Source organism: Bacillus sp. ok061 (genome assembly GCF_900108285.1).
GTDB classification, from domain to species: Bacteria; Bacillota; Bacilli; order Bacillales; family Bacillaceae_G; genus Bacillus_A; species Bacillus_A thuringiensis_S.
Window position 1 is genome coordinate 54,787 of record NZ_FNUW01000004.1, and the last position, 14,605, is coordinate 69,391.

The window sequence follows — 14,605 nt, forward strand, 5'->3', positions numbered from 1 at the left end:
TGATTTTACTACTTCATGACACCTTCTACATAAACTTATTTTCTAACTTTTGTTGAAACGACTTCTCTTGCTTACGTAGTAGTTGACTACCTCGTTGTAAAATCGGTGTTCCATACTTATCATTAATTTGATCAATGACAGCAAGTAGTGGTTCTTTTTTCGCATCCTCTTCAAATGAAAACAAATCTAATTGTTTCACCGATTCTGTCTTCCACTCTATTTCAGTAGCTGTAACACCTAGTAAACGAACGGAATCACCATCCCAATGTTGCTTCCATAAACGGGATGCTGCTTGAAAAATATCGCGTTCTTCCCAAATCGCATTTTTCAATTGCTTACTCCGTGTTACTGTTCGCCTATCATGGTATTTAATCATAATTTGAATATTATAGCTGACAAGGGTTCGCTTTTGTAATCTTTTACTCACTGATTTTGATAACCGTTCTAACATATCAAGTAATTCTTTCTCTTCATCCATATCCTTTGAAAAAGTCATCGAGTTACCGACACTTTTATGTTGGCCCATTTGACTCGGATCCACTTCCCTATCATCCGTACCTTTTGCACGCTTTTGTAAATCAATACCGTGCTTGCCAATTTTAGCGCGAATGATATGCTCGTCTCCCTTCGCTAACTGTTCAATTGTATGTATATGAATTTCATTTAATTTTTCAGCTGTTTTTTCTCCAATCCCATGCATTGCTTCAACTGGAAGTGGCCAAATCATTTCTGGAATATCACGTTTTCGAAGCACGGTAATACCGAGAGGTTTTTTCATATCAGAAGCTGTTTTTGCTAGGAAAAGATTTGGAGCGATTCCGATACTACACGGAAGCTGTAACTCTGTTAATAGTGCTTGTTGTATCATCTTTGCTATTTCAAGGGGCGAACCAAGTGCATAGCAATCTGTAATATCTAAATATCCTTCATCTATTGAGACTGGTTGTATCTTTTCTGTAAAACGGGAAAGGACTTGAAACATTTGAAATGAAGCTTCGCGATATAATGTGAAATTAGGACGCCTTACAACTAATTGCGGGCATAATCTTTTCGCTTCCCAAAGGGGCATCGTCGTACGTATTCCGTATTCTCTCGCCTCATAACTACATGTTATTATAATTCCTTTTCTCTCTTTTTCATTTCCAGCAACCGCTAATGGCTTTCCTTGTAATGATGGATCATGAGCAATTTCAACAGATGCGAAAAAGCAATTCATATCTACATGTAAAATAACACGACCATTTTTCGGATACATTTCTCGCATAGTACTCACTCCCTAATCAGAACGTTCGTTCTTTCATTATATCAAATTTTGCACAATATTTATAATAATTACTTGTTCTTTTTTATAATCGATATAAAGAGGATATATATGTGAAAGGGGCTGATTATGATGAAATCAACTAATAAAGTGAAACTTTAATCAGTGGGGGTTTTGTTCATCCCCCACTGATTATTAGCCCTCACCAATTGGACTTTTACAAGCAACCCGATCCCCACCTAACTTCTTTACTTTCGCTGAATTTTGAGGTGGGGGGCTTACTGCCCGGCAAATAGCGGGACAAACTCAACTATACATTCCTTGTAGTTATATTAATCATTGCAATTAATGATTTACTACTTCCGATTTTCAATATGAATACGTTAGGATTATTCCCTCGTCTAGTACATGTAGCAACTTCCATAGTTTTTCTTATATTGGCTTATACGTCTTATCAAAGCAATCAAATCAAAATAAAAAGCGTGTAAATCACAATTGATTTACACGCTTTTTATTTTCCATTACTTCGCTACTTCTTCAATAATTGCAACAACTAATTCTGCTGTTTTTGCTAATTCTTCAACAGGAATCTTCTCGTTTGTTGTATGAATTTCTTCATAACCAACTGCTAAGTTAACTGTTGGAATACCATGTCCTGCAATTACGTTTGCATCACTTCCGCCACCACTTTGGTGAAGAGAAGGTGTACGACCAATTTTTTCAGCTGCACGTTTTGCAACTTCTACAACGTGATCGCCATCAGCAAACTTAAATCCTGGGTACATAACGTTTACTTCAACGTCTGCATGACCGCCCATTTCTTTTGCAGTTGTTTCAAATGCTTCTTTCATTTTCGCAACTTGTGCTTCCATTTTCTCATTGATTAAAGAACGAGCTTCTGCAAAGATTTGTACATGATCGCAAACGATATTCGTTTGTGTACCACCTTCAAAACGTCCAATATTTGCAGTCGTTTCAGAGTCAATGCGACCAAGTGGCATCTTCGCAATTGCTTTCGCTGCGATAGTAATTGCAGATACACCTTTCTCCGGCGCTACACCAGCGTGAGCTGTTTTCCCGCGAATAATTGCGTTCACTTTCGCTTGTGTTGGAGCTGCAACAACGATTTCACCAACTTTTCCATCACTATCTAATGCGTAGCCATATTTCGCTGTAATACGCTCACGGTCTAATGCTTTTGCACCAACAAGACCTGATTCTTCTCCGACTGTAATAATAAATTCAATTTTACCATGAGGGATATTTTTCTCTTTTAAAACACGGATTGCTTCGAACATTGAGGCTAATCCAGCTTTATCATCCGCACCTAAAATTGTTGTACCATCTGATACGATATATCCATCTTTAATAGAAGGCTTAATTCCATTACCAGGAACTACTGTATCCATATGAGAAGTAAAGTAAATTGTATCAACACCATCTTTTGTTGCTGGTAAAGTACAAATTAAGTTGCCTGCACCATGACCAGTTACAGCCATTGTGTCATCTTCAAATATTTCTACACCTAAATCTGTAAATTTCTTCGTTAATACTTTGCAGATTTCTGCTTCAAATTTTGTTTCAGAATCTACTTGTACTAATTCCATAAATTCATTTACTAAACGTTCTTGATTAATCATAAGACTGCGCCTCCTGCACTACCATTATGTATGTAACACTACTAATTATAACAGAATTTCGCAAAACTTTCGAAATACAAGACAAAAAACAGATGGTTTACATGTCTAGATAACCATCTGCTTTCTATTACTCATTTAACAATACCCAGCGCATATGATCCTCCCACACGCCATTTACCATTAACATCTTCCTAGACACGCCTTCATATTGAAAACCTATCTTCGTCACCACTTGTATAGATGCTAAATTACGAGGCATAATCGGAGCTTCTATACGATGTAACTGAAATTCCTCAAAAGCAACTTGAATTGCTTTTCTAAGTGCTTCTGTCGTATACCCTTTGTTTAACTCTGCTTTATCTAATTTATAACCGAGTACACAAGATTGATAAATGCCACGAACGATTAAATTAAATGAAATACACCCAATTATTTTCGTATCATCACCCTTTTTAAAAATCCATAGTCTGATGATTTTCCCTTCTTCGAACTCTTTTCTATCCTTTTGCAACTTTTTCTTTTGATAATCTAGCGTAAAAAAATCATCCGGTCTATACTCTTCCCAAGCTTTTAAAAATTCACGATTTCTGTCGTAATATTGAAGAACTGTTTCAGCATACGACTCATCAATTTCCCTTAAGTATAAACGATCTGTTTCGTATATTTTCATCATCGTATCTCCATTCTTCAGCTTGCCCAACTAAAAATTAACAATATACCCTTTAACTATATTCTCTATACACACTCAAATTTCCTGTTATATTTTGCAATCCCCTCCCGAATTTTGTCCTCACTCTCCCCTTGTCCATAATTTCATTTCTCGTTACAATGAAATTGTACTGATTTGCAAGGAGGTATAACGATGCATAAAAAAGCTCAAAAAATTATGGTTTATGTGATGCTAATTTCTATGCTTGTAACAACATTACTTGCTGGCGCGAGTATGTTTTGGTAAAAAGGGCGATGTGTTCGTCCTTTTTTTACTTTTTACACATGACAAAATAAACTATCTCGACATCGAGATGGTTTATTTTATATAAAACACAATCGCTACAATACTAAAGGAAAATGACATTACAAGTGCTATTACAAAACTTGTATATTGTTTCTGCTGAAATGCCCCAATAACAAAAGTTAGATTAAGTAATGCCATACATACAATCGCTACAAGATAAGAACATATATTAAAAGTTGCCAATATGAATGTAATAATAAATAGAAATCCCATAAAAAACTGCATATACGAAAGTTTTGGATTCAAGTACATATGAGCAACCCCTTTATCTAATTTTATCTTTCTATACTCTCATTAACGCACGGTTATGTACACATGTCAAGACAACTTATTATAATAGAAAAAGCCAACCTTTTCGTTGGCTTTTTCATATGCAACGGCTCCTTTTTCTTTTGCCAATTGCTGAAATGATTTTTTCGATTTCACAATCCATACTTTCGTTCCAATTGGAATGCGATCAAATAAATATTCCACATCGTTTTTCTTCATTCTTATACACCCTTGTGAAATATACTTTCCAATTGAACTCGGTTGATTTGTTCCATGTATTCCATATTTACTTCCATCAGTTCCTCTTGCATTAAATCCAATCCACCTTGACCCAAGTGGATTTTTTGGCGATCCACCTGGAATATTCTTCGCAATGTAATACGGATCCTTCGCTTTCATTACAACATCAAAAGTTCCTTCTGGAGTTAATTCATTCGTTTTCCCTGTCGCTACTGGAAAAACTTTTTGAATCTTTCCATCGTCAATGTAAGCTAATTTATTCGTTGCTTTATTTACAATAATAAAAGGATCTCCGGCACGCGGATTATCCCCAAGAGGCCAAATCGGCGATAAAGAAAGACATAATATGATAGTGAGAAGATACGGCATAGATAATTCCTACCTTCTATATAAGTTCTTTTATATTATCCTTTCCCTTAAAGCGGCTTTTAATGAGTAAATATTGTTCCATTTCATACACAAGTTGAACAAGTTTCGCACGTATCTCAAATTCCTCGCGTGTAGCTGGCAATGGCATGTCTCTAAATAATTCCCTCATTTCTTGAAGCTGCCTTAAGGAAATAACGCCAGTACTCTCAGGGCTAATAGCATTACTAATGTTTTCAACAACATCTGCAATCATGTCAGCTTGTTCATATGTCCACGATAAAGAAGCTGCTAGTGGTATCATTCGCTCTAAAATTTCGAATTGTTGCATACGCATATTAAAATAACGATAGTAATAGTCATCTTCTCGCATAAATGCATTCTCAAGTTTCTTAAACGATAAATCTCTAGCTTCATTTAGCATATTTTCAGTTTCAATAAGTTCTGCTCCGCTCCAACTACTTTCTCGATTTCGTAAATATACAACCATTTCAAACAAAATCGTTTTAAAATTACTTTCTATTTTATCTTGATACTCTTTTAGCTTATTTTCACTACTCGGCATATACATATTCACTAATAGAGCCACGCTAATCCCTATCGTTAATATAGCAATTTCATTCCCAACAATAAGCCATGTAATTTGTTTCAATGAATACAGGTGCATAACAATAACTGAGCTCGTGACAATACCCTCTTGAATTTTGAGCATAACTGCAGTCGGAATAAATGTAAGTAATAATACACTAATTGCTAGTGGTGTATATCCAATTGTTTCAAAAATGCAAAACGCGAACACCATTGATAATACACAAGCTAAAAAACGATGTAGTGATACTTGCAGTGATTTACGTTTCGTATTTTGTACACACAATATAACTAAAATACCCGCTGAACTATAAAATTCTAATCCTAATAACTGAGCAATAAAAACTGCCGCGCCTGTCCCTATTGCTGTTTTTACTGTACGATATCCAATTTTAAACATATCATTACTCCTATATGTATAAACGTATTTACAGCTAGTATAAAAAAAGGATGACACAATGTCATCCTTTTCTACTTATTATTCACATAACCTTTTCATATTACAATATTTTTTGTAAAAATTGTTGCGCACGTTCACTTTTCGGCTCTGCAAAAAATTCTTCTGGCGCACTATCTTCTACAAGCTTTCCTCCGTCCAAGAAAAGAACACGATCTGCCACTTCTTTTGCAAAGCCCATTTCATGTGTAACGATAGCCATCGTCATTCCTGTCGTAACTAACGATTTCATAACTTCTAACACTTCTTTCACCATCTCTGGGTCTAGCGCCGATGTCGGTTCATCAAATAACATAACTTCTGGTTCCATCGCTAACGCTCTTGCAATTGCTACACGTTGCTTTTGTCCTCCCGACAGACGATTCGGATACGTATCTTTTTTATCTACTAATCCAACCTTTTCTAAAAGTTTCTCAGCTTTCTTTTCAGCTTCTTGCTTCGTTACCCCTTTTACATTGATAGGAGCATACGTAATATTTTCTAATACAGTCATATGAGGAAATAAGTGAAAATGCTGAAATACCATACCGACATTTTCACGAACATGCATAACATTCGTTTTCGGATTCGTTACTTCTTCCGTTCCAATCCAAATGTGACCATTCGTTGGTGCTTCTAACATATTCATACAACGTAAAAATGTTGATTTTCCTGATCCAGAAGGCCCTATAATTGCAACTACTTCCCCTTTTTCAATCGTTATTGTAATTCCTTTTAATACTTCGTTATTACCAAATGATTTATGAAGGTTTTCAATTTTAATCACTTTTCTTCATTCTCCCTTCAATTGCCTTCCCGACTAATGTAAGAATAATGACTAACATATAATAAATCAGTCCAACAAAAAGTAATGGTTCAAGATATTTAAATGTCTCACCGCCTACGATGTAAGCACGGCGCATTAAATCAGTCGCGCCTATTACTGTTACTACAGCTGATTCTTTCGTAAGTGTCGCAAATTCGTTCACAAGCGCTGGTAATATATTTTTTAATGCTTGAGGGAAAATAATATTTCTCATCATTTTTCCGTACGGTATCCCTAAAGCCATCGCTGCTTCTGTTTGTCCTTTATCAACCGCTTGAATACCGGCACGAATCACTTCTGACATGTATGCACCTGAATTCAAGCTAAATGCAAGTACAGCTGCTAAGAATGCTGGTATTTCATAACCAATTATTTGCGGGACGCCGAAATAAATAATCATTAATTGCAATACAAGTGGTGTACCACGAAAAATTGATGTATAAAAATCTGCTGCTATATTTAACGCTCGTATTCTAGCAATTTTACAAAGTGCTAATAATGTTCCTAAAATAAATCCTGCTAAAGCTGATACTGCTACAATTTTCAAAGTAACTTCTAAACCTTTTAGTATATATGGTATTGAAGGCATAATCGCCGAAAAATCTAAGTTCATTCTTTTCATTCCCCTCACAGAAAAGTGAAAGGCAGCTTATTTTTCGCTGCCAAACCATTTCTTCACTAATTTATCCATTTCTCCATTTTCTTGCATTTTTTTAATTACTTTATTAAATTCAGCTGTTTTATCACTGTTTTTCGGAAGGGCAATTGCTGCTCCAACTTCTTCTGGCGCCTCTTTAATTTCAATTCCTTGTAAATCTTTCATTTTCTCTAAATAATTTTTAGCAACTGTGTCTTCTATAATTGCAGCATCAAAACGACCAGCTTTAATTTCTTGTACGATTTCTGGTATACGGTCACGTCCCTCAACTTGGAAATCTACTTGTTTTTTAAATTCTGCTGCTTTCTCTTCTTGAATAGATCCTGTTTGTACCCCTACTTTTTTCCCTTTTAAGTCCTCTACAGATTTAATATTAGAATCCTTTTTAGAAACGACCATATTTTTCGCAACAAAATAAATATCTGTAAAATCAACATTATTTTTACGCTCTGCAGTTGGCGTCATGCCTGCCATTACGAAATCAACTTTTCCTGAACTAAGAGATGCTAATAAACCACCAAAATCCATATCTTTCACTTTCACTTCATACCCAAGTTCTTTTCCGATATATTTAGCAACATCGACATCAAAACCAATAATTTCATCACTTTTTGAAGCTTCCACGTATTCATATGGTTTATAATCTGCTGAAGTCCCCATAACCAGTACTTTTTCACTTTTTCCAGTAGCCTTTTCTTCCCCATTACTACAAGCGCTGAATATACTTACAATTAAAATAAGTGCAAACGATATTGATAATAACTTCTTCATCTTTCTTCCCCCTAATAATGTATATTTAAAAGTTTAATAGAATATTTATTCGATGTTTGTATTGTATCAGCACTTTCATTTTTATGCAATATATAAAATAAAAATAAATGAAATAACAATATAATCGCTGTTTTTCATGTATAAAATAATGCATAAAATAACATAACTATGCATATCTCATAAATTTTAATAATAAATAAAAAAGGCGGCACATCCACTTGATTGTGGATGTGCCGCCTTTTCTCTTATTTTTTATAGTTCTTCACAATTTTCTTCGAAATACGATTGTAGTTTCGCAATAACTTGCATCGGTTCATGCCCTTCAATTTCATGACGCTCTACCATCGTTACAATTTTTCCATCTTTTAACAAAGCAAATGATGGAGAAGAAGGTGGGTACCCTTCGAAATATTCACGCGCTCTTGCTGTCGCTTCTTTATCTTGACCTGCAAACACCGTTACAAGGTGGTTAGGACGTTTATCATAATGTACGGAATGCGCAGCAGCAGGACGAGCAATACCACCTGCACAACCACATACAGAGTTTACCATTACAAGTGTTGTTCCATTTCTTTTAAACGCTTCTTCTACCGCTTCTGGCGTCGTCAATTCTGTATATCCAGCAGAGACAATCTCTTCACGCGCTTGGCGGACAACATCATTCATAAAAAAGTTAAAATTAATCACTCTTTTCCCTCCTCTAAAACTACCTATTTGTATCTTACCAGTTAATGTTTATGAAATACAAGTAAGTTTACTTGTATTTAAGTAAAGAAAAGGTGTTAGAGCTCTTGCTCTAACACCTTTTCTTTAATGACCACGATGTTTTTGCTTTGCTTTTTGTACTTTAATTAAACGTCTTCTTTCTTTTTCAGCTTCTCGCTTCTCTTTAGACTGCACTTTCTTTTCTTGTTTATGCAATTCATAAGATAAACTAATCGCCTCTTGCGCCTTAGTAAAACGTTTAATATTTGTTTCTTTTGCTGCTTGTCGTATGATACGCTTTATGTTTTTAGGTCGCTGTTTTTCTTTAACTTCTACACCACATTTTGCAAAGTGCTGAAAATGTTCTAAAAGTGAACCATTCACAAACATAAGCACTTCTTCATCTGACGGTTCCGCCCCAAAAATATACCTCGCTCCATACAATTTCCCTTGTTCTTTGCATGTAATAATTCCAACAAAAAACTGACCATCGTGATATACTGTCAAATCCATTGACAGCCCCTCCTTTAAAAGATTAGAAATACGGGACATCCCGGAGGGGAAGGTTACTGACATGAAATCATGCGTCTGGACTACCAACCAGAACTGTGTTTTTGTATTTCTTTCACTATTATTATATCTTTTTTTCCATAATCTTCATATATTCAGCAATCATTTTTTTATGCGATCCTACAATATAGTCAGGTAGTTCTGTTACTGAAAAGAATTTAAGCTGAACTGCTTCTTCTTTATTCATAACAAAATCCCCTTCGTATTTATCCGTATAATAGGCGGTTGTTACAGATTGAAATTCATCACCGTTTGCTAATTTTGTAAAGTAGTTCGCTCCAGAAAATACATTGATTAGTCGCAAGTTCTTCACTTTTATTCCTGTCTCTTCATATACTTCACGATAAGCTGTTTCTTCTGGTGATTCACTAAGCTCCATTAGCCCGCCAGGTAGCCCCCATTTTCCGTACGGCTCTGTCCGCTGCTGCAATAAAACATATCCATTTTCATTTATAACGAGTACAACAGCACCAACTAAAATTAAAGGGCGATGACCAACTATTTTTCGTAATTCTTCTACATATCCCACCGTATCGCCTCCTTTTTCGTTGTCCACACTATTGTATCATATGTTCGAAACGACAAAATGCGTATATTTTTCATTTTTTTAACAAAATATTTATTTTATGTGATTCATCTACTGTAGCTAACATAATAGATTCGACTTCTGTACTCTTCTCTAGAAATTCTCTCGCCCACGCTTCTGTTTTTCCTAATAATGCAAGAACATCTTTCTGTATCCTCCCATCCTTTACTAATACAAAAGAAACTGGAGATTTTTTTCCCGCCACTTTAAGATCAAGCCGCGAAACTGCTTCATATTCTGGATACCGAAATATAGAAACGACACCGTTCGCTTCCCATAATGCTAATTTAATCGTTTGAATATCGCTCACATTTCGCATACGAAGTTCCGAAAACAAATATTCCACGGTAATTCTCGCCTTTTTCAAATTGCTAAAATCAATGGAACCATTATGTATAAGAATGATAGGTGCTGGCTCTAAAAAGCGTCTCCATCTATCCCATTTCAGCATTAAAACTGAGCTTATAATATGAAGTACAACAAGTATGAACGTTGTAATCATCGAGCCCAGTAACCCTACTTTTTCATCAGACAATGCGTTAGAAATATTCCCACCAAGCAATAACACTAATACAACATCTAAAAAACGAAGTTGTGCGATAGACCTTTGCCCCATCGCTTTCGCAACTAATATTAAAAATATGTATGCTATAATAGCCCGAATAACCCATTCACTATTAGAAAGATGCCGTGCTCCTTCAAAAATATGCATATGCATCACTTTGCACTCCTTACCCGTCTCAAACTGCTATCCTGTTTTAGTTTGCAACGTTTATGAGCATATATGTAAAAAAGCTGGTTCGTTTAAAAACGAACCAGCTTTTTTTACTTAACTGAAAACATATATTTTTTATAAGTTTTCCGTACCGATAGTATGAGCCCCATCATAATCATATTCGAGAATAAGGAACTTCCCCCATACGATAAGAAAGGTAATGCAATCCCTTTTACAGGCATTAATCCAACGATCATACCGATGTTTTGGAATATTTGAACTGTTAATATACCGATCGATCCAGCGCATAATAATGTACCAAATAAATTATCAGCGGAATAACCAATAATAATTGTTCGATATAGTAGTAATAGGAACAAGAAGACAACTAACGCTGCTACGATAAATCCACCTTCTTCGGCAATTGTAGCGAAAATAAAGTCAGTATGCTTCTCTGGGATATAGACGCTTCCTCCACCGTATCCTTTACCTTCCATACCTCCACTACCTACAGCTAGAATCGATTGCTGTGTTTGATAACCTTGATCTGTATGTTCAAATGGGTCTAACCAACCTAAAATACGTGACTGTTGGTGAGGTTTTAGTAATGTAACTAAATTATTATAGAAAAAATCCTGATACTTAAAGTAAATAAACATTAACACAGATAATATCGTCACCGGAATAACTGTGCATATTGCTATCAATTTCTTCTGAATACCTGACATAAATAAAATACATGCAATAGCAGCAGCATATAAGAACACCATACCTGTATCCGGTTGGCTATATACAATTGCCGTAGGAGGAATAGATACTAGCATAATCTTTCCTACTAATATTAAGTCTGTTTTAAATGTTCGAACCATATGCTGTGCATTATGCTTTACTGCTAGATTTGCTACTAACATAACCAGTGCAATTTTGAAAAACTCTGACGGCTGAATAGATCCAATTAGTGGAAATCTAAACCATCTTTTTGCTCCTAGTATCTCCGGTGTAAAGGTTGAAACCGGTAATATTTTTAGTAGAATAATTGACAGAAATGTTGCAATATACAATGGCCATGATAATTTTTGCAGCTGATCTGAATCAACACTTGCAACAAGAAGTAACATTACAATTCCAATTATGTAGTTAATCCCTTGTTTCAAAGCAAAATTCTCAGCCCCATATTGGCCAGTTTGCTGACTGCTATATATAGCAGCTATACTCGTCACACATAGTGCACACAAAATTAAAATTAATTTTACATCTAAACTTTTTAGAAACTCGGTACTTCTTTTCATGACATCCTCCTGAAACATTGTTACAGCAAAATAAAAAACCAGGAGTCAACATTCTTCATGTTTTGACGACTGATTACACATTATCTATAAAACACTTATATAGAATAACTCTCTTTTTCATACAATACAATACAATATATTATACTACAGTTTCATCAGTAAGATTTGCCAAAAAAATTATTCTTTTCTTATTTTATATCCATATACCATATATCAGCAATGTATTTTCGTAAATTCCTAATACATAATCGTTTATTGTAAGATTACTGGGAAAGGTATTTATACATATAGTAGGATGTAGATGAAGAAATAAGATAATAAAAAGCTCGCATAAGCGAGCTTTTTATTAATATACAGATGTATTGTTTTCTGACATGTTTTCTAAAATTTCTTTAACACGTCCTAAGAACTTACCACAGATTAAACCATCAAGTACGCGGTGATCAAGTGATAAACATAAGTTAACCATGTCACGAGCACCGAACATACCGTTATCCATAATTACTGGGCGTTTTACAATTGATTCAACTTGTAGAATAGCCGCTTGTGGGTAATTAATAATACCCATAGATTGAACAGAACCGAATGATCCTGTGTTATTAATTGTAAATGTTCCACCTTGCATTTCGTCTGCTTTTAACGATTTCGTGCGTACTTTTCCTGCAAGTTCTGTAATTTCACGAGCGATACCTTTAATTGTTTTCTCGTCCGCTTGCTTAATTACTGGTACAAATAGTTCTTCCTCTGTTGCAACAGCGATAGAAAGGTTAATATCTTTCTTCTGAACAATTTTATCGCCAGCCCACATTGAATTAATTTGAGGATACTCTTTTAACGCTTGTGCTACTGCTTTTACGAAGAAAGCAAAGAACGTTAAGTTAAAGCCTTCACGCTTCTTAAAGTCACCTTTAATTGAGTTACGGTATGACACAAGGTTTGTCACATCTACTTCAATCATCATCCAAGCATGTGGTGCTTCATGTTTACTACGTAACATGTTTGCTGCGATTGCTTTACGCACACCTGTTACTGGAATTTCGATATCTCCAGGCATTGTAGGTACAGAAACTGGTTTCGCAGCTTCTACTTTTTGCGCTACTGGTGCTGCTTTTGGTGCTTCTGGGCGAGCTTCTACTACTGCCGCTACAGCTTCCTCTTTTTTCACACCTGCTTGCGGAATATTTCCAGATTCCACTAGCTTTAAAATATCTTTACGAGTGATACGGCCGTTTGCTCCCGTACCTTCTACTAGATCTAAATCAACGTTATGCTCACCCGCAAGTTTTAACACAGCTGGTGAAAAACGTGGTTTTCCATCAGTTGGTTGTTTTACTTTCGGTGCTTTTTCAGACGTAGCTACTTCTGCCTTTGGTTCTTCTTTTGTTTTTTCCTCAACAGCTGTTGCTGCTACTTCATCTGCGCCTTCTACTTGAATCACACAAACTACTTCACCTACAGCTAACGTATCACCTTCACCAGCGATTAACTCTTTCACAATACCCGTGAAAGAAGATGGTACTTCAGCATTTACTTTATCAGTCATTACTTCTGCAAGCGGATCATACTTGTTTACGTGATCGCCAACATTAACGAGCCATTTACTAATTGTGCCCTCTGTAACGCTCTCCCCGAGCTGAGGCATTGTAATATTTTCTACAGCCATGTATAGTCCCCCCGATTAAAATTCCGCAAGTTCACGCATTGCTTTTTCAACTTTATCTGGATTTACCATAAAGAATTTTTCCATTGTTGGTGCATATGGCATTGCTGGAACGTCTGGACCTGCAAGACGTGCGATTGGCGCATCTAAATCAAATAGACAGTTTTCAGCAATAATTGCTGCCACTTCACTCATAATGCTTCCTTCTTTATTGTCTTCTGTTACAAGAAGAACTTTACCTGTTTTAGAAGCTGCTTCAATGATTGCTTCTTTATCTAATGGATATACAGTACGTAAATCAAGAATGTGTGCAGAGATGCCATCTTGTGCTAACTTTTCAGCTGCTTGAAGAGCAAAATGAACACATAATCCGTACGTGATAACTGTAATATCATCACCTTCACGTTTTACATCTGCTTTTCCGATTGGTAATACGTAGTCATCCTCCGGCACTTCACCTTTAATTAAACGATATGCACGTTTATGTTCGAAGAATAATACTGGATCTTCATCACGAATGGCTGCTTTTAATAAGCCTTTTGCATCATATGGTGTAGAAGGGATAACGATTTTTAAACCTGGTTGGTTTGCAAACATCGCTTCTACAGATTGTGAATGATACAATGCACCGTGAACACCCCCACCAAATGGTGCACGGATTGTAACTGGACAAGTCCAATCATTATTAGAACGATAACGAATTTTTGCTGCCTCAGAAACAATTTGGTTTACTGCTGGCATGATGAAATCAGCAAACTGCATTTCAGCGATTGGACGCATACCATACATTGCTGCACCAATTGCTACCCCAGCAATTGCAGATTCTGCAAGCGGTGCATCAAGCGCACGATCTTCACCAAATTGATCATACAAACCGTGTGTCGCTTTAAATACGCCACCTTTTTTACCAACATCTTCTCCTAAAACGAATACTTTTTCATCGCGTTCCATTTCTTCGCGCATTGCTAATGTAATAGCATCAATATAAGACATTACAGCCATGAAACGT

At 35.8% G+C, this 14,605-nt stretch carries 17 protein-coding genes; 1 reads left to right on the plus strand and 16 read right to left on the minus strand.

From position 1 onward, the window contains the following. Positions 1-25: 25 nt before the first annotated feature. The 3 genes from C4S65_RS07110 to C4S65_RS07120 all read right to left on the minus strand — a co-directional run bounded on the left by C4S65_RS07110 (position 26) and on the right by C4S65_RS07120 (position 3,574). On the minus strand, positions 26-1,264 hold the full coding sequence (locus tag C4S65_RS07110; RefSeq protein ID WP_001208856.1) for a DNA polymerase IV: 1,239 nt from the start codon (positions 1,262-1,264) through the stop codon (positions 26-28). A 518-nt stretch (positions 1,265-1,782) separates the two neighbouring features. Beyond that, positions 1,783-2,901 (minus strand): tripeptidase T, encoded by a 1,119-nt coding sequence (locus tag C4S65_RS07115; protein ID WP_000609800.1) that lies wholly within the window; start codon positions 2,899-2,901, stop codon positions 1,783-1,785. Positions 2,902-3,028: 127 nt separating this feature from the next. Next, positions 3,029-3,574: a GNAT family protein gene (locus tag C4S65_RS07120; RefSeq protein WP_061666307.1), complete on the minus strand. Its 546-nt coding sequence runs from the start codon at positions 3,572-3,574 to the stop codon at positions 3,029-3,031. A 189-nt stretch (positions 3,575-3,763) separates the two neighbouring features. On the opposite strand from C4S65_RS07120, the gene prli42 reads away from it, so the two are divergent. Beyond that, positions 3,764-3,856 (plus strand): stressosome-associated protein Prli42, encoded by a 93-nt coding sequence (gene prli42, locus C4S65_RS34315; protein ID WP_000549037.1) that lies wholly within the window; start codon positions 3,764-3,766, stop codon positions 3,854-3,856. Positions 3,857-3,928: 72 nt separating this feature from the next. Here the strand turns inward: prli42 and C4S65_RS07130 are convergent, their stop codons facing one another. From C4S65_RS07130 to bfmBAB, 13 genes are all read right to left on the minus strand, one after another. Beyond that, positions 3,929-4,168: a DUF3894 domain-containing protein gene (locus C4S65_RS07130; RefSeq protein WP_000281164.1), complete on the minus strand. Its 240-nt coding sequence runs from the start codon at positions 4,166-4,168 to the stop codon at positions 3,929-3,931. Between the two features lie 66 nt (positions 4,169-4,234). Further along, a complete protein-coding gene (locus tag C4S65_RS07135) occupies positions 4,235-4,795 on the minus strand; it encodes a L,D-transpeptidase (protein WP_001146575.1) in 561 nt (186 codons plus the stop codon). 16 nt (positions 4,796-4,811) lie between these two features. Then, positions 4,812-5,780 (minus strand): aromatic acid exporter family protein, encoded by a 969-nt coding sequence (locus C4S65_RS07140; RefSeq protein WP_000472683.1) that lies wholly within the window; start codon positions 5,778-5,780, stop codon positions 4,812-4,814. Between the two features lie 100 nt (positions 5,781-5,880). Next, the gene (locus C4S65_RS07145; RefSeq protein ID WP_000590227.1) at positions 5,881-6,603 is read right to left on the minus strand and encodes an amino acid ABC transporter ATP-binding protein; all 723 of its coding nucleotides are present in this window, start codon (positions 6,601-6,603) and stop codon (positions 5,881-5,883) included. Next, positions 6,596-7,255 (minus strand): amino acid ABC transporter permease, encoded by a 660-nt coding sequence (locus C4S65_RS07150; protein WP_001046910.1) that lies wholly within the window; start codon positions 7,253-7,255, stop codon positions 6,596-6,598. The genes C4S65_RS07145 and C4S65_RS07150 overlap by 8 nt, the downstream gene beginning before the upstream one ends. A 36-nt stretch (positions 7,256-7,291) precedes the next feature. After that, a complete protein-coding gene (locus tag C4S65_RS07155; RefSeq protein ID WP_000735461.1) occupies positions 7,292-8,071 on the minus strand; it encodes a transporter substrate-binding domain-containing protein in 780 nt (259 codons plus the stop codon). A gap of 252 nt (positions 8,072-8,323) precedes the next feature. Beyond that, complete coding sequence (locus C4S65_RS07160; RefSeq protein WP_001979317.1) at positions 8,324-8,737, minus strand: BrxA/BrxB family bacilliredoxin; 414 nt, start codon at positions 8,735-8,737, stop codon at positions 8,324-8,326. Positions 8,738-8,881: 144 nt separating this feature from the next. Then, complete coding sequence (locus C4S65_RS07165) at positions 8,882-9,289, minus strand: YjdF family protein (protein WP_000366602.1); 408 nt, start codon at positions 9,287-9,289, stop codon at positions 8,882-8,884. A gap of 121 nt (positions 9,290-9,410) precedes the next feature. Next, on the minus strand, positions 9,411-9,875 hold the full coding sequence (locus C4S65_RS07170; protein WP_086407229.1) for an NUDIX hydrolase: 465 nt from the start codon (positions 9,873-9,875) through the stop codon (positions 9,411-9,413). 70 nt (positions 9,876-9,945) lie between these two features. Then, positions 9,946-10,650, minus strand: coding sequence for a YetF domain-containing protein (locus tag C4S65_RS07175; RefSeq protein ID WP_000550960.1), 705 nt, complete (start codon positions 10,648-10,650; stop codon positions 9,946-9,948). Positions 10,651-10,757: 107 nt separating this feature from the next. Continuing rightward, complete coding sequence (locus C4S65_RS07180; RefSeq protein ID WP_000831183.1) at positions 10,758-11,936, minus strand: FtsW/RodA/SpoVE family cell cycle protein; 1,179 nt, start codon at positions 11,934-11,936, stop codon at positions 10,758-10,760. Between the two features lie 346 nt (positions 11,937-12,282). After that, on the minus strand, positions 12,283-13,599 hold the full coding sequence (locus tag C4S65_RS07190) for a dihydrolipoamide acetyltransferase family protein (protein WP_086407230.1): 1,317 nt from the start codon (positions 13,597-13,599) through the stop codon (positions 12,283-12,285). Positions 13,600-13,614: 15 nt separating this feature from the next. Beyond that, positions 13,615-14,598 (minus strand): 3-methyl-2-oxobutanoate dehydrogenase subunit beta, encoded by a 984-nt coding sequence (gene bfmBAB, locus C4S65_RS07195; protein WP_000290071.1) that lies wholly within the window; start codon positions 14,596-14,598, stop codon positions 13,615-13,617. Between the last annotated feature and the right edge of the window lie 7 nt (positions 14,599-14,605).

Coding starts and splice junctions, on each gene's coding strand:
- C4S65_RS07165 (WP_000366602.1), bottom strand. CDS start 9,289: ATGGATTTGACAGTATATCACGATGGTCAGTTTTTTGTTGGAATTATT.
- C4S65_RS07120 (WP_061666307.1), bottom strand. CDS start 3,574: ATGATGAAAATATACGAAACAGATCGTTTATACTTAAGGGAAATTGAT.
- C4S65_RS07155 (WP_000735461.1), bottom strand. CDS start 8,071: ATGAAGAAGTTATTATCAATATCGTTTGCACTTATTTTAATTGTAAGT.
- C4S65_RS07175 (WP_000550960.1), bottom strand. CDS start 10,650: ATGCATATGCATATTTTTGAAGGAGCACGGCATCTTTCTAATAGTGAA.
- C4S65_RS07115 (WP_000609800.1), bottom strand. CDS start 2,901: ATGATTAATCAAGAACGTTTAGTAAATGAATTTATGGAATTAGTACAA.
- bfmBAB (WP_000290071.1), bottom strand. CDS start 14,598: ATGGCTGTAATGTCTTATATTGATGCTATTACATTAGCAATGCGCGAA.
- C4S65_RS07180 (WP_000831183.1), bottom strand. CDS start 11,936: ATGAAAAGAAGTACCGAGTTTCTAAAAAGTTTAGATGTAAAATTAATT.
- prli42 (WP_000549037.1), top strand. CDS start 3,764: ATGCATAAAAAAGCTCAAAAAATTATGGTTTATGTGATGCTAATTTCT.
- C4S65_RS07140 (WP_000472683.1), bottom strand. CDS start 5,780: ATGTTTAAAATTGGATATCGTACAGTAAAAACAGCAATAGGGACAGGC.
- C4S65_RS07130 (WP_000281164.1), bottom strand. CDS start 4,168: ATGTACTTGAATCCAAAACTTTCGTATATGCAGTTTTTTATGGGATTT.
- C4S65_RS07150 (WP_001046910.1), bottom strand. CDS start 7,255: ATGAACTTAGATTTTTCGGCGATTATGCCTTCAATACCATATATACTA.
- C4S65_RS07190 (WP_086407230.1), bottom strand. CDS start 13,599: ATGGCTGTAGAAAATATTACAATGCCTCAGCTCGGGGAGAGCGTTACA.
- C4S65_RS07135 (WP_001146575.1), bottom strand. CDS start 4,795: ATGCCGTATCTTCTCACTATCATATTATGTCTTTCTTTATCGCCGATT.
- C4S65_RS07110 (WP_001208856.1), bottom strand. CDS start 1,264: ATGCGAGAAATGTATCCGAAAAATGGTCGTGTTATTTTACATGTAGAT.
- C4S65_RS07160 (WP_001979317.1), bottom strand. CDS start 8,737: ATGAATGATGTTGTCCGCCAAGCGCGTGAAGAGATTGTCTCTGCTGGA.